Raw genomic sequence first — 19,918 nt, forward strand, 5'->3', positions numbered from 1 at the left:
ATAACACGTGAATTGCTACAAGCAGACAGCTTGTTGGCAACCCAATGCCTCTAGTGATGGCTCTGTCGGTGCGCGTTGCGCCAGCGAGAAGCTTTCGTCTTATCGGGCATTCGTTGGAACACGGCATGTGTGTCTTGGCAGCCATCGCAGTTATTACTATTAACAGCGATATGCTAAGCACAAGGTTGTTTGAAGAAACAGTAGCTCTATTGGCAAAATCGCTTATGGATGCTATACTTACAAACACAGTACGCACAGACACAAAAAGAGGAAACGAGATGACGGGATACAAGGGGTATATCATTACACTAGTAGCATGCGTGGTCGTAGTAGCTGGTAGCGCGTCCACTGCTGTTCGCGCCGCCATAGGTCCGATGAACTTTACCTCAGTTGGCGTTCACCCCCAGGCAGCAGCACAACCAACATCTTTTGGCAAGCAAATCCATACACTCGGTGTTGACGGTACGAAAATGATCATGGGCTACGGAGATTGGGATACAAATACCGGACCAATGGCTATTAATCCGTTTGAGCTTTCGACGGAAACATTTGATGGCGTGGCGCTGTCAATTCCTGCGGAGTCTATAGACACAATCCGCACAATAAATGGAAAACTCTACATTCCGAGCGCCGATCCCCAAGGGGGTGATCCACTCGGCTACACCACCAATCAGTCGGGTTCTTGGACGTATCAAAACACTGGTATTACAGGTATTCATAGCTTTGATATCGTTTCTCGAGACGGGAGCGATTTATGGTTGCTGGGTTCCAAAGCTCATCCTACCTACGGTAATAGCTCAATAGCTACCGCTTGGCTTTCGACAGACAACGGCGTGACATGGAACGAAGCATATACCGACGATAGTGTTCCGGCGCAAAACAACCAGGCAGCCCGCTATTACTGGGGAGCAACAATGAATTCGCGTATATATATGCAAGCTCGCGATGCAGCACCTCAGCCGCCCCTGCGTGTCTATGATGGAGTTTCATGGTCGAATGGAATTGCCGAGCCGGCGTGTCCCTACCAAGACGCCGAAGGGACAGTGGTATTTGCTGGGAACATTGTCTGCATTGGCATGATGTACAACCAGCAATTGATTCGGTTTGATGGCACAAATAGCTACCCGATCACTATTAAAAACAACGATACGGTTGTCGATATGTACGCAGCGAGCGACGGTTATCTCTACGTACTCAGTCTCAATAGCAATACGGCAGACACTAATATTTATCGGTCGAATGACCTATCAAGTTGGCAGCAAGTAACATCGACAACAATCCCAACATCAAATCTGCCAAGATCACTCGCCGTCTATAATGATCGTCTCTATCTGGGTATGTCCGACGGCCAACTCTTCAAGTCAGATCGTACTATTAGCCAGGCTCTCAACCAAATTGGTCAGCTAACCCCTGATGATAATTGTTTCAATGTGCAGAGCGGTTATATCCTTGCGTACTACCGGACGATTGGTGATATTATTGGAGCACCAGCCTGTCCAGGGGGTAACATAGTTATTCCGCAGGTGATAGCTTCTCAGACAATTATCGGGATTGGTGGAAATGCATTTGGCAGCCGTAACCTCACCTCGGTTACTATCCCACAAACAGTTACATCAATTGGTGGTTCGGCATTTAGCGCGAATCAGCTAACGTCTATTTCGTTGCCGCCAGGATTGACCTACCTTGGCTTTGGTGCATTCAGCGACAACCTTCTTACAAGCGTTGATATTCCCCCCGGTATTTCCCAGGTCAATGGCTATACGTTTTATCATAATCATCTCACGTCAGTAACACTACATGAAGGTGTGACCCAAATTGACTTGAATGCGTTTGGCTACAACGCAATAACAGATGTGGTAATTCCCACTAGCGTTGTTGCTATCGACCCTACAGCGTTTGAGGCTCAATCATCAATGGCTAATTTGCAAGATGAATTATATTCTAACGATGTTGCACGAACCGCTGACGCAATTAATTCAATATGGTATGTACAGCTGTACACTGCAGATCCCACTAATCCCAGGGGATTAGCTAGCGGGGCGACGTTTACGTACGAAGGCTATACTAACTATGACCAAAATAACGACGGAGATACAGTGGACTTTTTCCCATTCTCTGGCTTTATCATTAACCCTGCCTATGCAACGACACAGTTTCAGACTCAAGAGTCAGTGAACCTACGAACTACTATAGTCGCGGTGGGGCCAGGGCGAACCGATTTTGTTTTTCAGCGCGGGCCAGCAGTTCCGATACCCGAAGACCCATCATTTCCTACTCCTGCTGAAGATCAGGCAGTTAGAGAAGCAATTGATGCCGGTTATTACAAAGCCGGTCAAACCTACGATTTTATTGCGCCAGATATTTCGGATTATCGCTTGCTTGGCACAAGCCCCGTGACGGCCGTGTTGGGTATAGGCAACAATAATCATATTTTCTGCTACCAGCCTACGGGCCTTGCGTCAACAGGAAACCCAGTGGTGGGCTGGATAGTCTTGGGACTGACCGCAATACTGCTTGGGACGGTAATGGTACTCAAATTGCCTCGACGTGCTAGCGGGTTTAAGCTAGGCGTTCGGACAAAAGTGTAGTACAATAACAGAGATGAACGCTCAACAAATCCGTGATGCCTATTTGAAATTTTATGCCGACCGTGGACACGAGATTGTACCACGTGCGCAGTTGGTATTAAGCGGCGACCCGACCACGCTATTTACCGGCAGTGGTATGCAGCCGATGATTCCCTATCTATTAGGCGAGTCTCATCCAAAAGGCGTGCGAATTACCGATAGCCAGACTTGCCTCCGCGCACAGGACATTGACGATATTGGCGACAACCGTCACACTACATTTTTCGAAATGCTAGGCAACTGGAGCCTAGGTGATTATGGCAAAGTACAGCAGATTGAATGGATGTTTGAGTTTATTAGCACAACCGTAAAACTCGATCTTACTAAATTATACTTTACGTGCTACATCGGCAACGACGAGTATGGTATTTCCAAAGATACGGAAGCAGCCGATACCTGGAAGCGCCTTTTAGAGCAGCAAGGTATAAAAGCCGAAGCAGCTGATATTGGTTCAGAAGCCAATGGCTATGCGCGTGGCATCAAAACGGGTGAGCGAATTTTCTATTACGATGGTAGCAAGAACTGGTGGAGTCGTAATGGCAACGAAGCAAACACGCCAGTCGGAGATCCGTGTGGTCCCGACAGTGAGATGTTTTATGAATTCGATTTTGTCGAACACGACACCAGCTATGGTGAACATTGTCATCCAAACTGTGATTGTGGTCGGTTCATCGAAATTGGCAACAATGTGTTCATGGTATACAAAAAAATAGCCGAGGGTGAATTTGAGTTACTCGACAAACCAAATATTGACCATGGCTCTGGGCTTGAGCGCTTCGCGGCGGCTGCCCTTAATAACCCTGACATGTTCCGTATAAGTGTAATCTGGCCTATTATTGAAAAGCTTCAAGTACTCAGCGGCAAAAATTACGAGTCACATACCGAAAGTATGCGGGTGATTGCCGATCACCTTCGCTCAGCAACGTTTTTGGCAGTTGACGGCTGTGTACCGAGTAACAAAGAGCAGGGCTACGTGATGCGTCGGCTACTGCGCCGGGCGATTCGTCATTCCTTTGACCTCGGCATCGAGCAAAATTTCTTGCAAGAAGTAGTACCAGTAATTGCCGACCTGTATCATAACGATTTTCCCGAGGTCGCCGAACGTCGTGACGAAGTGGTAGCGGTACTCGTAAAGGAAGAAAAGGTATTCCGACAAACACTTCGTAAAGGACTGAAGGAGCTCGAGCGTATGGCAGAGGCCAACAAAACGTTTGAACATAATTCGCCTCACGAAACGCAGCCTATGGCAAAATGGATAGGCGGTGAGCAACTGTTTACACTCTACGATACCTATGGGTTTCCAGTTGAGCTTTCTGTTGAGGAAGCGTTTAAGCAGGGAATCTCGCTGCCCGAAGATTGGCGCCAGCAATTTGACGGCAAAATGCAAGAGCAGCGCCAGCGTAGTCAGACCGCACAGAAGGGCACGTTTAAGGGTGGGCTCGAAGGCCACGACGATATTCATTTGAAGTACCATACGGCGACTCATCTTATGTACAAAGCGCTGCGCACAGTACTTGGAGAACACGTGGTGCAACGCGGCAGCAATATTACGGCCGATCGACTACGCTTTGATTTTAGTCATGGTGAAAAAATGACGCCAGAGCAGATTGCCGAAGTTGAAACAATCGTCAACGACGCAATTGCGGCTGATTACCCGATGACCTGGAAAGAATACCCAACGAGCGAAGCGTTTGCGAAGGGCGCTCTTGGTGCGTTTGGCGACAAATACGGTGACACGGTAAAGGTATATCAGGCTGGCGAAGGCGATACCCCATTTAGTTTTGAAATTTGTGGTGGTCCGCATGTCGAACATACCGGCCAGCTTGCTGAGGGTGGCAAAACCTTCAAAATCATCAAAGAAGAAGCCAGCTCAGCCGGCATCCGCCGCATAAAGGCGGTGTTGCGCTAAAAGCGGATAATCAAAACAATACTACACTACCTTTTGATTTGTCTCGAGGTATGGTTCGCGCTTTTCTTTGACCAGTTTATAGAGCATACTCATCAGCTCATGCACCACGAGCTCCAGGTTGTCTGGTTCAATGCGTTCATTAATGCCATCACCATGAATGCGGAGCTCTACGAATGGCTCGCCATATTCATCGTCGTTATACAAACACTCTAGGGTGCAAGGAACTTCATCGCGGGTAATGGCGCTTACCAAGCGTGCTTGTACAACCTCCTCGCCATTATCAATAATTCGGTAAATCGAGAATTCCACTTGTGATGTGGTGGTACCGTTTAGGCGCACGTCCGTATAGTCGTAGCGCTTCAGGCGACGGACGGCACGCGACTGGGGCGCAAACACAACACTGGCCGCATCGAACACATCACGGTCAGTTGGGTTGCCTTGTTGGCCAAGCATGTGTAGAAGGCGGGCAGCATCATCAGGAAGTTTGCTATTGCCGAAGCCGACGCCGGTAAGGATCGCAAGCGAATCCGCATTGCTAGCCGGATTACCGGTCGACACATCTTCCCAGCTCTCGCGGCTTTGTGTACGGCGATAGTATCTATCGTAGGTTTCTCCGTTGTTATGCGTCGTACCGATAAACCCAATAACACGATCTTCTTCGTAGCCGAGTGAGAACTGTAACGTAGGATCTGAGGGTTCATCACCGACAAACTTACCGATACTTACTTCCTCACCGTCTGGCTGAATTGGCTCAAGTAGCTCAAACGCATCATGGAGCATTGCCGCGTAGTCGCGGAGCAGGGTCTTATCGCGTTCAATCGATACTTGCTTTTCCATACGATGAGTTGACATAGCTTGTATTATAGCATAAGTATTATAAAAATGCAATACCCATCCAGTTTTACCATGAGCTGTTCTGTTGTATAATGATAGGATCTATGGTTTTTGATAAATTCTTCAAAAAGTCTCATACCACCGATCCTGATTATATTGTTGGGCTTGATATCGGTACAGAGTATGTCAAGGCGCTGATCGCCCGTGTACAGGGGGGGACGATTGAGATCAAAGGTGTGGGACGTGCTCACCAGGATTTAGCAGATATGCACATGGGTGCAATTGCCGACATTGCCGGTGTGGTGCGCAACTGCGAGGCGGCACTCAGTGAGGCTGAAGAGCAAGCTGGCGTACAAGGAAAGCGCTGCGTTATTGGTATTGCTGGAGAGTTGGTGAAAGGTGTTACAAACACTATTCGTTATCGTCGTCCTCAACCTGATCGTCCGCTTGATGAGGCTGAGATGGAATTTATTATTGAGAAAGTTCAAGACCGCGCAGCAAGTAGGGCTCAGAAGCAGATTGCATTAGAAACAGGCAACGAAGACGTAGAAGTTAAGCTGGTTAATAGCGCACTAGTGAGCATACACATTGATGGCTATAAAGTCAGTAATCCAATTGGTTTTCAAGGCAAAGATATTGCAGTTCAGATCTACACCGCTTTTGCACCTATGGTTCATATTGGAGCACTAGAGCGTGTCGCTGACGAGCTCGCACTTGAACTGATTGCGGTCGCAGCTGAGCCATTTGCCGTCAGTCGTACCCTACTCGGTACCGATGCCAATAGTAATTTCACAGCGATTCTCGCCGATGTCGGTGGCGGAACAACCGATATTGCCGTCGTCAACGACGGCGGTGTTGAAGGTACAAAAATGTTTGGTATCGGGGGACGGAGCTTTACTAATACTATCGCAAGTGAGATGAACATTTCCTATCAGTCGGCCGAGAAGCTTAAAGTCAACATTGATCATGATCAAGTAAAGCTAACAGTGAAAAAGGACGTTGAAGCAGCAGTTGATAAGACGCTCGAAGTGTGGCTCGCCGGCGTAGAATTAGCGCTTAGTGAATTTGATTCTGTCGACCACCTACCACCTCGAATACTACTCTGTGGTGGCGGTGCCAGCCTCACGCAGTTAGTGCAGGCACTTGAAAAGCGCGAATGGTACAAGACGCTACCATTTACAAAACGACCAAGCGTAACGTACATTAAGCCTAGTGATGTTGTGGGTATTCATGATGCATCAGGTAAAGCCGACGATCACACCTATATCACTGCTATGGGCCTGCTAAGAGTGGGCTATGATACAATGATAGGTACGAGTGATAGCGATACAATTCGCGATAAATTAAACAGAATGCTACGGATATAACATGCAAAAAGACGTTATATACATTGATGTAGATGACGACATCACGGCAATTATTGGCAAAGTAAAAGCTGCCAAAGCACATATTGTCGCACTGGTTCCTCCAAAACGGATTGGGGCAATTCAGAGTGCTGTTAATCTGAAACTTGTTCATCGGGCAGCCGAGCAGGCCGACAAACGCCTTGTAATTATTAGTAATAATGTATCGCTAATGGCGCTGGCGGGATCTGCTGGTATACCAGTTGCCAGGAATCTTCAGAGCAAGCCTGAGCTTGCTGAAGTTCCGGTGCTCGAGGTAGACGACGATGATGTGATCGACGGTGCTGACTTGCCGGTCGGTGATCACCAAGCGGTGGCCGAAAAAGTGGCCAATGACAGCGTCGTACCAGAAGTTGGTGCCGCAGCCGTGGCAGCAAGCGCTGATTCAGTTGCAGTGTCGCACCGCGATAAACCCGTAACGCGCGGCAGTAAAGTAGCGGTGCCAAATTTCGATGTATTTCGTAAAAAACTACTACTCGGCATTGTTGGGGGGGTAACACTGATATCGCTTCTTGTGTGGGCATTCGTTTTTGCTCCGTCAGCACGGATTATCATAACGGCACGCACGACTGACGCCGCGCTCAATAGCCGCGTTTCCTTGTCGCCCACAGCAACAACCGATCTCAAAGCAGGTACCATCGCCTCAGTACTTAAATCAACAAAAAAAGATGTCTCTATTCCCTTTACAGCAACAGGCAAAAAAGATGTTGGCGACAAGGCTACCGGCGCCGTGAAACTTTATAATGACTCGTTTGACCCGGTAACAGTTTCGGGTAGTGTCACGGCTGGTGGGTTTACCTTTTATCTATCGTCAGCCGTTACAGTACCCAAAGGTTCATGTACGAGGCCTAGCAGCTGCTCATCCGGAACGGCAACTGGCACAATTGTGGCTGCTGCCCCAGGCAGTAACTACAACGGCATTAGCGGCGAACTAGGTGATTTGCCGGGAACTATTACCGGTGCGATCACGGGCGCTACCGCTAACGGTACTGATAAAACTGTCACGGTGGTATCACAAGAAGATGTCGATAAAGTCAGCGGTGATGCGAGTAAACAAGACGTCGCAGAAGCCGCCAAAAAAGAACTGCTTGCGAGCCTTAGGGGCGATTACATAATTCTTGACAGTACCTTTAAAGCAGACACATCGGCTGTAAAGTCAGCGCCAGCCGTGGGTTCAGAAGCCACCGACAGCAAAGCGACCCTTGCTGGCAGCGTAACATACACCATCGTAGCCACCGTAAAGTCAGAAGTTTCCAAATATCTCGATGCATATTTTGCTCAGCAGATTGATGGTAAAACAGACCAGAAAGTCTATAGTAATGGACTAACCGATGTGTCATTTACAAATATTTCTCAGGCCGATACTATCACCACCGTGAATATATCAACAAATGGTAAAATTGGACCAAAAGTCGACGAAAAAGCCCTCAAGGAATTTGCTAAAGGCAAACGCTATGGTGAAATTCAGGACTACGTGAAACAGGTGAGCGGTATAGATAATGTTGACGTAAAGTTCTCGCCGTTTTGGGTATCAAGTTCTCCAGGCGACCCTAATCGTATAAAGGTAGAGTTTAAAGTTAATGGTGCATAACGGTTCACTCCTCGCACTCGATGTGGGTGAGAAGCGTATTGGTGTCGCACTTGCAGACCCAAGTATCCGCATCGCGGTTGCCCATAGCACGATCAGTGTGGACGGCACCGAACACTCACGTATAAAAGAGTTGGTGGCTTCCGAGAAAGTGGAAACAATTGTTATTGGTTACCCGCGCAATCAGTCTGGTGAGCCGACGGCGCAAACGCACTACGTAGAAGTATTCGCTAATCAACTCCAAGATATACATGCGCACATCGTTTTTCAGGATGAATCGGTCACAAGCATACAGGCTGAAAAACTATTGCAAGCACAGAAGCGTCCCTACGCCAAAGCCGATATTGATGCACTTGCCGCAAGTTTAATTTTGCAAGACTATTTGGAGCGGCACTAATGGATGGTTTTAAGCGCCCTCAAAAACGGCCAGTCCAAAAAACCATGCCACCAAAACCGACTAATATGTCAGTATCGCCGTCGCTTCCTATTGTACTGCCACCATCGATAAAATCCCCCGAGCCACCAGTGGTTGCTGGCAGACTTCGCGATTTGGGTCGCCCGGCTAGTCGCCCTAAAAAATCAAAACGATGGCTAATTGTAGCATTCGTTGTTGGTATCGTTGTAGCTGTTGCCATTGCTATTGGAAGTTGGTATACCTCTCAGCTGAAACCGGTTGCTATTGCCAACACTGAGACGCAGAGAGTTGTGATCGAAAAAAGTACTTCATTTGGCTATGTAGTGAAAAGGTTAAAAGAACGCGGCCTTATACGAAGCGAACTTGCAGCAACGGTGTATGGCCTGCTGTCTGGAACCAGAACCAAACTCAAAGAAGGAAGCTGTGATCTCGCTCCGTCACAATCTACGCAGCAGATTCTCGAAAAATTAACCACTGGCTGCCACGACTTTAAGGTTATTACTTTTTTTCCTGGGGCGACCATCGAGCGTCCCCTCTATAAGCCTTCTCACGCTGAGCTCGATGATACAATGTATGTTAAATATCGTCTACAAAGTTTTGGATTTAGTGATGATCAGATCAGTGCCGCACTAACCAAACAGTACTCTGGGCCGTTATTTGCCGATAAACCGGCGGGCACATCACTAGAGGGCTACATTTATGGTCAGACCTATTTCGTAGAACCGGGTGTATCGGCCGAGAAAGTACTTCAGACGACATTTGATCAAATGTACAAAGAACTAAATGCCGAGGGACTGCCAGCAAAATTTCAATCCGAGGGTCTGTCGCTCTACCAGGCAATTACTCTCGCTTCGATTGTGCAGCGCGAGCTTAATTGTGAGGGCAAACCGACCGAAGGCGGCCGTCAGGAACGCTGCTATACGTACCAGAGGACTATTGCTCAGATTTTTCTCAAACGACTACGCGAGAATATATCGCTCGGGTCTGATGTTACATTTATTTATGCGGCGGATATAATGGGCGTAGCGCCGTCGGTAACAATCGACTCACCCTACAATACCCGTATTCATACGGGGTTACCGCCCGGTCCTATTGGTGCGCCAGGTATCTTGGCACTCAGAGCTGTGGCTAATCCGACATCGACAGACTACCTGTTCTTTATTGCTGGTGATGACGGCCTCATTTATTTTGCCAGCGACCAAGCTGGACATGAGGCGAATATTGCCGCTCACTGCCAAAAACTCTGTAATGAATTATAAGCTTTTGCCTCCGTTGGGCAAGCCAAAATATGTCTGAAACAGTTGCAAAATACAACTCTTTTTGCTATCATAGCAGGAGCACATTGACACGTGAATCGACAATCGTGACAAGCGAAACGTCGATTTGGGTGGGAAATAAACGTATCAACAGTGCCTACCTTTAAATGTCGTACGAGCACCGAAATAAGCACTTTTTAGTAATATAAATTAATAAAATCGGTCGACACGCGTGCTCTTTCCGCAACCTATGGCGGAGTAAGACAAAGTGAGGTAGTGAGATGTCAGTAATGACACCTTAGGAGTACGATTATTCGTAATCAACCACTCGCTACTGATATATTTGTGGCGAACCAACTTGAAACTTCATCTCATGCCCTCACTGGCAATGCTTCGCGTCCCAAAGCGACCCGCGGAGCAGTATCGGGCGCATCGATTGCGTCGTATTTTGGTATTTTTCTTCTTGTCGTATCTATGATTGCCATTGGCTACCATCCACCTGTGAAAGCATCGCTTGCTAATGTCGGTAGTGGAGTAGCTGACGCATCGACGACCGCTCTTTCGACTGAAGCGACCGTGGATCAGCTTATGGCCACCAATATCGCCGCGACACTTGCCGAAAGCACTGACCTCCCTGTCACCAACAACGTTGCCAACCTGTCGCAATCGCTTGCTATCGAAAGCACTTTGGCGCAAACTGACACCAATGTCATATCAAAACCGCAAATTGTTCAGCCCGCAGCCGATAGTCGTGTTACCCAGAAGTACGTAACGACTTCCGGTGACACGGTTCAGGCTGTTTCGCAGCGGTATGGTGTATCGACAACGACTATTAAATGGGCGAATAAGTTGACGTCTGACACCTTAGAGCCAGGACGTGAACTCACCATTCCGCCTGTCGACGGTATTATCTACACTGTGAAATCGGGTGACACAATCGCCAGTATTGCTGCTAAATATAAGGCTGATGCCAACATTATTCGTAGCTTCAATGACCTTGAGCTTTCGGGTGATCCTGCAGCGGGTGTTCAAGTCGTCATCCCTGGCGGCGCTTTGCCAACCGAAGAACAGCCGGGCTATGTAGCGCCACGCCGCGTGACCATATCGTATTCTAATTATTCTGGTGGTTATGGTACGAGCTGGAACGGGGGCTGGTCTGCTGGTAATAAGTATGCGTGGGGCAACTGTACGTGGTATGCTTACGAACGACGCATGCAGTTAGGTAATCCTGTGGGTAGCTTCTGGGGCAATGCTAGCACTTGGGCATATAGTGCTGGTGTGGCCGGCTACCTTGTTGATGGTAATCCAACTCCTGGCGCCGTGATGCAAAATGGCGGTGGCTGGGGGCATGTGGCAATTGTGGAAGCTATTAACCCAGGTATATCAGTCACAATTAGTGAAATGAATGGTTATAGATTTGGCGGTGGCTTTGGCCGCGTCGGGCACGGTGACATTTCGTGGGGTGAGGCCACAAGTGGCATGTTCCGATATATTCACTAAATGTTATAAACATATAAACACCTCTGTAAAACAAGAGGTGTTTTTGGTATACTAGACACGAGATGTTTGTTGATACAGCCACTGTGACAGTTCGGGCGGGTAGGGGCGGCGATGGAGCCGTCAGTTTTCGTCATGAGATTTATGTCGATAAGGGCGGACCTGATGGTGGCGATGGCGGTAAGGGCGGCGATGTCGTATTTGTCGCTACCGAGAATCTTAATACACTTTTAGATTTTCGCTATAGGCCCGAACTAAAAGCTGAAGATGGGATAGCAGGTAGTAAGCGCAAGCGAGCTGGCCGTATGGGTCAGAGTTTATATGTGAAAGTCCCGGTTGGTACAGTTGTCAAACAGGACGGTAAGGTGATTACCGATCTCACGACACATGGTGAACAAGTCGTGATTGCGAAGGGTGGTGACGGCGGCTTTGGTAACGCACATTTTAAATCAAGCACACGCCAGACACCGCGCATGGCTGAGTTGGGTGAACCTGGTGACGCTTTTGAAGCTGAGCTCGAGCTTAAGTTGCTCGCAGATGTTGGACTTGTTGGTTTTCCTAACGCCGGTAAATCAACATTTCTCTCTGTTGTCTCAAATGCTAGGCCGGAAATTGCGGAGTATGCCTTTACGACACTTACTCCCAACCTTGGTGTGGCCGATATCGATAATGGTAGTTTGCTGATTGCGGATATCCCAGGTCTTATCGAGGGAGCCAGTGCGGGCAAGGGTCTTGGAGACGCGTTTTTACGTCACATTGAACGCACTGCAGTCCTGCTCCATCTTGTTGACGCCTATAGCAACGATGTGGCAACAACATACCAAACGATCCGCAAAGAGCTCGCGAACTATAGTTCTGAACTCGTAGGGCGACCCGAGGTGGTTGTACTAAGTAAGTGTGATGGTTTGGACCAAGATATTGTTGCTATGCAGATTGTCGAGCTGAAACATGTGGTTCCAGATGGTACGCCGGTCTATGCGATGTCATCGGCTGCCCATCAGGGCGTCAAAGAAGTACTGCGCGAACTGTACAAACAGGTTCAGGCTGCACGGGGACGAAGACCCGTTGTCGATGAACCCCAGGGCGAGCAGGTGGTTATTACTCTTTCCCGCGGTGCGTTCGACAAGCACTGGCAGGTTGCCTATGATGAGTCAGATCAGCGCTACCACGTCCAGGGCGATAAAATCGAGAAGTTTGCGCGACGCACTAACTACGATCAGTTTGAAAGTGTGAACCGTCTTCGTGATATCATGAAGCGCCTTGGCATTACACACGAACTAACTAGGCAAGGAGCAACAGGTGATAGTATGGTGCAGATCGGTGACAGTCGACCATTCAGTGTTGTAGAGCAATAATGCCGAAATCTTTTTTCTTCTATGACCTTGAAACAAGCGGTCTATCACCACAAAACGACCGTATTATGCAGTTTGCTGGTCAAAGGACTGATCTGGAGCTTAACCCTATCGGAGATCCCTACAATGTACTAGTTGCACTCTCAGATGACACGCTGCCGAGTCCTGATGCCCTCATGGTGACAGGCATTACTCCGCAGAAAACAGTCGAAGAAGGTTATAGCGAAGCCCAGTTCAGTCGCCTGCTGATGGAAGGTGTGTTTACAGAAGATACGATCGCAGTTGGGTTTAACAATGTGCGATTTGATGACGAGTTTATTCGTCATCTTTTTTGGCGTAATTTTTACGACCCCTATGAATGGAGCTGGAAAGATGGTCGCTCACGCTGGGATCTGCTCGATGTAGTGCGGATGACAAGGGCCCTTCGTCCAGGCGGTATTAATTGGCCAGTGTCTAGTGAAGGCAAGCCCGTCAATAAGCTTGAAGCTATCACCAAAGAAAATGGTATAGCACATGATAATGCTCACGATGCCTACGCCGATGTTGTAGCGCTCATTGAGGTTGCTAGTTTGATTAGGCAGAAGCAGCCGCAATTGTTCGATTACTTACTCAAACTCCGCGACAAGCGTGAAGTGCAACAGCTTGTAAACCTTGATACGAAACAGGCTTTTGTGTATACGAGTGGTCGTTATGATGGTAAGTATGGTTGCACCACTGTCGCTTTCCCGCTGACATTGGGGCGCAATGGTAATATTGTTGTCTACGATCTTCGGGTTGACCCGACGCCATTTATCGAGCTATCCACAGCTGAGCTCCAAGATCGATTATTTGCACCCTACGACACGCGTAGGAAAAGCGGTTTCGTACCTGTTCCAGTGAAAGAACTACAATATAATCGCGCTCCGGCGGTCGCACCCCTTAGTGTGCTTGGCATCGACAGTGGCTGGGAGAAGATTGGACTCGATCAACATACGGTCAAAAACCATACGCAATCATTGCTAGCAAACCCTGCATTTGCCGAACGTCTTAGAACTGCATATGAGACGAGGCCAACATTTGCGGCCGCAATCGATCCCGAAGCGCGGCTCTATGAGACATTTTTGTCTGATAGCGATAAGCTGAGGGTTGAAACGGTACGTAATGCCACAGAGCAATCGCTTGCTGACTATCATCCGGAATTTTATGACGATCGTTTGTCTCCGCTTCTACTCCACTATAAGGCTCGCAATTTCCCCCGCACGTTAAGTGAACAGGAAGTGGTCAAATGGGAAGAATGGCGCACCGAACGACTACGCGCTGCGCTACCTAGATTTATGGGCGGCTTGGCACAATACGCCACTACTGCAACTACTGAACAACAATTTGTTTTGCAAGAATTGCAGCTCTGGGCTGAGTCGATTTTGCCGGCCTATACCGACTAGATGTGGCTATAGCGCCGTTTCGGCATACGAGGTTTATGAGTTGCTAACTCGTGTCGACGTGCGTTGTGGTGAATGAGTGCGCGCTCAATATAATGTGCGATCACCAGAGCAATAACAGTACAGTAGACAGCCATCATAAGCCAGTAAGGAACGACGTAGTCAGTCCCGGGCACATGTCCTGCGATAATGAGATCGAGGATAGCTGACATACCATCGCCTTTCATAAAAGCGAGGAAGCTAAGACAAGCGATACTGATGATTAATACTTTTTTCACAAGGTGATTCCTTTAACGTTATTTCATTATATCACAAAATTGATAATAAAGCAATAGTATTTCTCTCAATTTAATTTCTGTTCAAGAGACTGGAAAAACAAAGTAAATTTAGGTATAATACTAAGCCATGTCTGAGATGATTCGTGTTAGAGGAGCGAGAGAGCATAATCTTAAGGATGTCAATGTCGATATTCCACGTGACAAATTCGTGGTCGTTACTGGACTAAGCGGTAGTGGCAAATCGAGTCTAGTGTTTGATACGATTTATGCTGAAGGCCAGCGCCGCTATGTCGAAAGTCTCAGTAGTTACGCTCGGCAATTTCTAGGGATTATGGACAAACCCGATGTCGACAGTATTGACGGCCTTAGCCCGGCGATCAGTATCGATCAAAAATCAACCAGTCGCAACCCACGCAGTACCGTCGCCACTGTCACTGAAATCTACGACTATCTTCGTTTGTTATTCGCGCGTATTGGCGTGCCTCATTGTCCGGTTTGTGGTAAGGCAGTCCACCGCCGCACACCTCAGGCAATTATTGATGAAATTATGAAACTTCCCGCCGAGACAAAGGCGCTGATACTAGCACCAATTGTTTCTCAGAAGAAGGGTGAGTTCGCCCATATTCCCGAGCAGTACTCGCGTCTTGGGTTTGCGCGCGTGCGAGTTGACGGGGTGGTGTACGCTCTCGACGAGTTCCCCGAACTGCAAAAAAGTTTCAAGCATGACATCGAACTCGTCGTCGACCGTCTAGTCATTAAGCCCGATGCCGTCAGCCGGATCACTCAGTCGGTGGAGCAGGCGCTGGAAATCGCTGGTGGAGTTGTCGAAGTGCTTAACGCAGACAACGGTGAAGCGCACGTATTCAGTCAACGGTATGCATGTGTCGATCACCCGAGTGAAGACATCCCCGAGCTCGAGCCGCGTCTTTTTAGCTTTAATGCGCCCCAAGGTGCATGTCCGGTGTGCACTGGCCTTGGCAGCCGACTCGAAGTCGATCCTGACCTAGTATTTAATCCTAATCTAACAATTGCCGAAGGTGCAATCCGGCCCTATAATCGCGTCAACAGTGACGCTTGGTATATGAAACGACTTGCAGTTGTGGCCGACGCACATGGATTTAGTATTCATGTGCCAGTAAAGAAGCTCAGCGACGAAGATTTACAAAAAGTTCTCTACGGTACTGGCGCACAGAAATACCGGGTACGCCTGAATGGTGGTCGGTTTTACGACTCCACCTACGAAGGTGTTATCCCAAACTTGGAGCGACGCCATAAAGAGACTGATAGTGAGTTTATGCGCAAAGACATAGAGCGATTTATGCGTGAACGCCGCTGCACCGCTTGCCAGGGCGCGCGGCTCAAGCCGGCAGTGCTTGCCGTTAAGGTGCACGGGCTGAATATTATGGAAATATGCAACCTCGGTGTAGATGAAGCAATTGAACTGATTGACGGACTACACCTCAGCGAAGACGAGGAGTTTATTGCTAAGCCAATCAGGAAAGAAGTTCGAGCTCGTCTTGGGTTTATGAGCAATGTCGGCCTGAGTTACCTGGAACTTTCGCGGGCTGCCAACACGCTTAGTGGTGGTGAAGCGCAGCGTATTCGACTCGCTACACAGATTGGTAGTGGGCTACAGGGTGTACTGTATGTGCTTGATGAGCCTAGTATTGGCCTCCATCAGCGCGATAACGATCGGCTCATAGCCACACTCAAGCACCTGCGCGATCTCGGTAACTCGGTGCTGGTTGTTGAGCATGACGAGGACACTATCCAGCATGCAGACTACTTGATTGATGTTGGTCCCGGTGCCGGGGTGCATGGCGGTCAGATTGTGGCGTACGGTACGCCCGAGGAAGTAGCCGCTCACCCCAACAGTATCACCGGTAAGTACCTTGCGGGCGTCGAAAAAATCCCCGTACCGAAGCGTCGTCGTCCGATAGAATTTGATCGTAAACTGACAGTGCTTGGTGCGCGCGAGAATAATCTAAAAGGCATCAATGTCGCCTTTCCGCTCGGTGTGCTGACCGTCGTGAGCGGTGTTAGTGGTAGCGGTAAATCAACGCTCGTCAACGATATTCTTGCCAAAGAACTTTCCGCTAGGCTACACCGCGCTCAGGAAGTGCCCGGTGCGCACGATAATATTGAAGGTATTGACCAGCTCGACAAAGCGATTGTGATTGATCAGTCGGCAATCGGTCGCACACCACGCTCTAACCCAGCTACCTATACCGGCGTGTTCACACCAATTCGCGAACTGTTTGCCGGTACTCCCGAAGCTAACATCCGTGGCTACAAAGCAGGGCGATTTAGTTTCAATGTCAAAGGTGGTCGCTGCGAAAATTGCCAAGGCGACGGCGTGATCAAAATTGAAATGCACTTCTTGCCCGATGTCTATGTGACCTGCGACGAATGTAAAGGCAAACGCTATAACCGAGAAGCATTGGAAATAAAGTATAAAGACAAAACCATCAGCGATGTGCTCGACATGACGGTCGAACAGGCTTGTGAGTTTTTTGCTAACATCCCTAGTATTGCCCGCAAACTCGACACCCTGAATGAAGTTGGGCTCGGTTATATTAAGCTTGGCCAGCCGGCAACCACATTCAGCGGCGGTGAAGCACAGCGTATCAAACTCGCCACCGAACTAAGCCGGCGCAGTACTGGTAAAACTCTTTATATTCTCGACGAACCCACCACTGGCTTGCACACCGCAGACGTCAAAAAGTTACTCGAAATACTCGACAAACTAGTCGATGGTGGCAATACTATGATTATCATCGAGCACAATCTCGAAGTCATCAAATGCGCCGACTATATTATCGACATGGGGCCCGAAGGTGGTCAGGGCGGCGGCACCATTGTCGCCGAAGGTACGCCCGAAGCCATAACAAAAGTTCCCGTATCATTTACGGGGAAATACCTCAAAAGTCTATTGTAAAACGTATGATAAATCCCCCTCGTATCGTTCGCGATATATGACGAAATTGAGGGGGGCTGAACGGGCAGGTCGCGAGGCTGCAATTGTATTGTAAAATAGATTGTTCTTTTTTGCAATCAACCTTAACGTCTTTCTCTGCCAAAAACAATGCCTAGTTCACGTTTTGTGCCAGCCCATAAATTGGCGCGCTTTTCTCTGGTGTGCAGCGTATGCCAAAGCATCGGAGAAATACTAAGGAAAATAATGATAAGCGCGGCAACTTCGACATTGATTCCCATGTCATGCAGCACTTTGCCGGCGTAGTAGCCGAGGTAAGTAAAGCTATAGGTCCAAAGGAACGCTCCGATAATGTTATACGGCAAAAATTGACGATAGGTCATTTTGCTGACGCCAGCAACAATAGGCACGAAGGTGCGGATGATTGGCACGAAACAGGCAAGTACAATAGCGATGGGGCCATACTTTTCGTAGAATGCTTCAGTGCGTACTAAGTTTTCTTTGCGGAAAAAGCGGCTATTAGGGCGGTCAAATAGCTTGCGTCCCACTTTTTTACCAAACAGATAGCCGGTTTGTTGGCCTAGAAGAGCGCACAAAAATAACAAAAAGGCGAAGAGGTGGATGCTGATAGCACCAAATGAACCGATGCTTTGCTGGACGAGAAAGCCAGCAGTAAATAGTAGGCTGTCGCCCGGGAACAAAAAGCCAATCAGCAGGCCTGATTCGGCATAGATTACGAACAAAACAGCGAGCACGCCGAGGCCAGTAATAAAATTGAGTAATACTTCCATTCCTCATTAGTGTAACATATCTCACACCCTGAGTGGCCGTCGTGTGCTATAATAATAAGCACTATTATGTAACTCCGAAAAGGTACCAGACGAAAGGAAGGGAAGTATGGGAGATAAGATTAGTCTTAAAATTGAGGCACGCGAACTGCGTGGTAAAAAAGTTGTCAAACTTCGCAAGCAAGGCATGACGCCTGCGGTGGTATACGGACAAGACACGGAGCCACAGGCCATTCAGGCGGACAGCAGTGAGCTTCGCAAGGTAGTGGTACGTGCTGGCATGCACACACCGATCAACTTAACGGGCAGTAAGCGGCGAATTGCCATGATCAAAAGTGTTGACTACGATCCAACAAAACGTGGCAGTATACGTCATGTCGCGTTTCATGCGGTCAATGCTAACGAGCCTGTCAATGCCGAAGTGCCAATTAGGTTGGTCGGCGAAGGGGAGTCTGTCGCTGAGCGGTCTGGCTTGATTGTCTTGCAGGCGCTAGAGAAGATTGAAGTTAAGGCACTGCCTATGGACCTACCAGAGGCACTTGAAGTGTCAATTTTGGCTCTCGCAGCCGAGGGTGATCGCGTGACGGTCGGTGATATTGTGTTGCCGGCTGGAGTGGAAATTGTCGAGCATGATGACGGACGTGCCGATGAGGAAGATGAAGAAAAGCAAAGCGTCCTTGACCTTGTGGTCGCCAACGTCTACGAGCCAAGCTCGCTGGCAGCAGCTAACGAAGCCGCTGCAGGTGACGCAGAAGACGAAAGCCAAGTTGCAAGCGAAGGCGGCGAACAGCCTGTCGATCAACCCGCCGAGCCTGAAAGCGCTGAAACGAAGAGCGAGTAGTAAGGAAGTTCCATCAATAACCGCGGCCAAAGGCCGCGGTTATTTAATATTCAGTGTCATTGTAGAAAAAATCTTGAGCGTGATAGCTGACACCATTGTCCATGTGCACCACAAAGTCATGTGCGCTGGTAAATATTTTTTCTTGCGCTGTGAATTCTTCTTCAGTCATCCAGAAGTTTTTGCCGCCTTCGAACTGGTCCACGAGCTCACCTGTCGCGCTATCTGTATGCATAACAATAAATAATTTGTCTTCAAGTAACGTGCGATCGGATTTTTTAAAATCTCGTTTATGAAACAATAATTTGTAAGTAAACGATGCCGTAAGCCCAGCTTCTTCTTCCAGTTCACGTGCAGCTGCATCTTCAAACGACTCGCCCCAGCGCACCTTGCCGCCAAGTCGACCATAAAATCCGTAATAAGGGTGTTTGAGCCGTTGTTGAACCAAGAACTCGCGCCGATTGCCGACCCGGCGTTCTACCAGCAGAGCGACCGATACTTTTGGTTGTTTTTCAATTTCATTTTGGTCAGTATCCATGCGATTGGCATATTCTTTGCCGCGCTGCGTGAGCGTGTAGCGGCCATCGTTTTTTGCAATTAGCCCAGCTTCGGAAAGCTTTTTGATATGAAAATTGAAGTGGTCACTACTAAGGCTTGTTGTTTTTTGCAGCTCGGCGAACCCAGCCTCTTTCGCAAACAACAGTGCGCGTAGAATGCTTGTTTGTGCTTCGTGAACTTCAGGTTCGTAACTCATTATGCCTCCTTTATGTTATCACCGGC

15 protein-coding genes are annotated in these 19,918 nt (G+C 48.4%); 11 read left to right on the forward strand and 4 right to left on the reverse strand.

The genetic code is table 11. From position 1 onward, the window contains the following. The first annotated feature begins 44 nt into the window (after nt 1-44). Together IPM09_00800 and IPM09_00805 are read left to right on the forward strand one after the other, a co-directional pair. Entirely contained in the window at nt 45-2,588 is a 2,544-nt protein-coding gene (locus tag IPM09_00800; protein ID QQS22073.1) for a leucine-rich repeat domain-containing protein, read from the forward strand. A 13-nt stretch (nt 2,589-2,601) separates the two neighbouring features. Continuing rightward, entirely contained in the window at nt 2,602-4,536 is a 1,935-nt protein-coding gene (locus tag IPM09_00805) for an alanine--tRNA ligase (GenBank protein ID QQS22074.1), read from the forward strand. Nucleotides 4,537-4,557: 21 nt separating this feature from the next. On the opposite strand, the gene IPM09_00810 is transcribed toward IPM09_00805, so the two are convergent. Beyond that, complete coding sequence (locus tag IPM09_00810) at nt 4,558-5,388, reverse strand: hypothetical protein (GenBank protein QQS22075.1); 831 nt, start codon at nt 5,386-5,388, stop codon at nt 4,558-4,560. Nucleotides 5,389-5,474: 86 nt separating this feature from the next. Between IPM09_00810 and IPM09_00815 the strand changes: the two genes are divergently transcribed. The 7 genes from IPM09_00815 (at nt 5,475) to sbcB (ending at nt 14,302) form a co-directional block, all read left to right on the forward strand. Further along, a complete protein-coding gene (locus IPM09_00815; protein ID QQS22076.1) occupies nt 5,475-6,737 on the forward strand; it encodes an ethanolamine ammonia-lyase reactivating factor EutA in 1,263 nt (420 codons plus the stop codon). Between the two features lies 1 nt (nt 6,738). Next, nucleotides 6,739-8,364 (forward strand): hypothetical protein, encoded by a 1,626-nt coding sequence (locus IPM09_00820; protein QQS22077.1) that lies wholly within the window; start codon nt 6,739-6,741, stop codon nt 8,362-8,364. Continuing rightward, a complete protein-coding gene (gene ruvX / locus IPM09_00825) occupies nt 8,354-8,758 on the forward strand; it encodes a Holliday junction resolvase RuvX (protein ID QQS22078.1) in 405 nt (134 codons plus the stop codon). Before IPM09_00820 ends, ruvX begins: the two co-directional genes overlap by 11 nt. Beyond that, nucleotides 8,758-10,035, forward strand: a complete 1,278-nt coding sequence (mltG, locus tag IPM09_00830; GenBank protein ID QQS22079.1) for an endolytic transglycosylase MltG — start codon at nt 8,758-8,760, stop codon at nt 10,033-10,035. Before ruvX ends, mltG begins: the two co-directional genes overlap by 1 nt. A 342-nt stretch (nt 10,036-10,377) precedes the next feature. Continuing rightward, nucleotides 10,378-11,532: a LysM peptidoglycan-binding domain-containing protein gene (locus tag IPM09_00835; protein ID QQS22080.1), complete on the forward strand. Its 1,155-nt coding sequence runs from the start codon at nt 10,378-10,380 to the stop codon at nt 11,530-11,532. Nucleotides 11,533-11,594: 62 nt separating this feature from the next. After that, the gene (gene obgE / locus IPM09_00840) at nt 11,595-12,884 is read left to right on the forward strand and encodes a GTPase ObgE (GenBank protein ID QQS22081.1); all 1,290 of its coding nucleotides are present in this window, start codon (nt 11,595-11,597) and stop codon (nt 12,882-12,884) included. Beyond that, entirely contained in the window at nt 12,884-14,302 is a 1,419-nt protein-coding gene (gene sbcB, locus IPM09_00845) for an exodeoxyribonuclease I (GenBank protein ID QQS22082.1), read from the forward strand. Before obgE ends, sbcB begins: the two co-directional genes overlap by 1 nt. On the opposite strand, the gene IPM09_00850 is transcribed toward sbcB, so the two are convergent. Beyond that, nucleotides 14,299-14,577: a hypothetical protein gene (locus IPM09_00850; GenBank protein QQS22083.1), complete on the reverse strand. Its 279-nt coding sequence runs from the start codon at nt 14,575-14,577 to the stop codon at nt 14,299-14,301. The genes sbcB and IPM09_00850 overlap by 4 nt on opposite strands. Before the next feature lie 127 nt (nt 14,578-14,704). Between IPM09_00850 and uvrA the strand changes: the two genes are divergently transcribed. Continuing rightward, a complete protein-coding gene (gene uvrA / locus IPM09_00855; GenBank protein QQS22084.1) occupies nt 14,705-17,515 on the forward strand; it encodes an excinuclease ABC subunit UvrA in 2,811 nt (936 codons plus the stop codon). A gap of 122 nt (nt 17,516-17,637) precedes the next feature. Here uvrA and IPM09_00860 read toward each other — a convergent pair whose 3' ends face one another. Further along, complete coding sequence (locus IPM09_00860) at nt 17,638-18,303, reverse strand: VTT domain-containing protein (protein ID QQS22085.1); 666 nt, start codon at nt 18,301-18,303, stop codon at nt 17,638-17,640. A 106-nt stretch (nt 18,304-18,409) separates the two neighbouring features. On the opposite strand from IPM09_00860, the gene IPM09_00865 reads away from it, so the two are divergent. Further along, nucleotides 18,410-19,141 (forward strand): 50S ribosomal protein L25, encoded by a 732-nt coding sequence (locus tag IPM09_00865; protein ID QQS22086.1) that lies wholly within the window; start codon nt 18,410-18,412, stop codon nt 19,139-19,141. 43 nt (nt 19,142-19,184) lie between these two features. Here IPM09_00865 and IPM09_00870 read toward each other — a convergent pair whose 3' ends face one another. Continuing rightward, on the reverse strand, nt 19,185-19,892 hold the full coding sequence (locus IPM09_00870; GenBank protein ID QQS22087.1) for a helix-turn-helix transcriptional regulator: 708 nt from the start codon (nt 19,890-19,892) through the stop codon (nt 19,185-19,187). Between the last annotated feature and the right edge of the window lie 26 nt (nt 19,893-19,918).

This window comes from Candidatus Saccharibacteria bacterium (genome assembly GCA_016700015.1).
Classification (GTDB): domain Bacteria; phylum Patescibacteriota; class Saccharimonadia; order Saccharimonadales; family Saccharimonadaceae; genus Saccharimonas.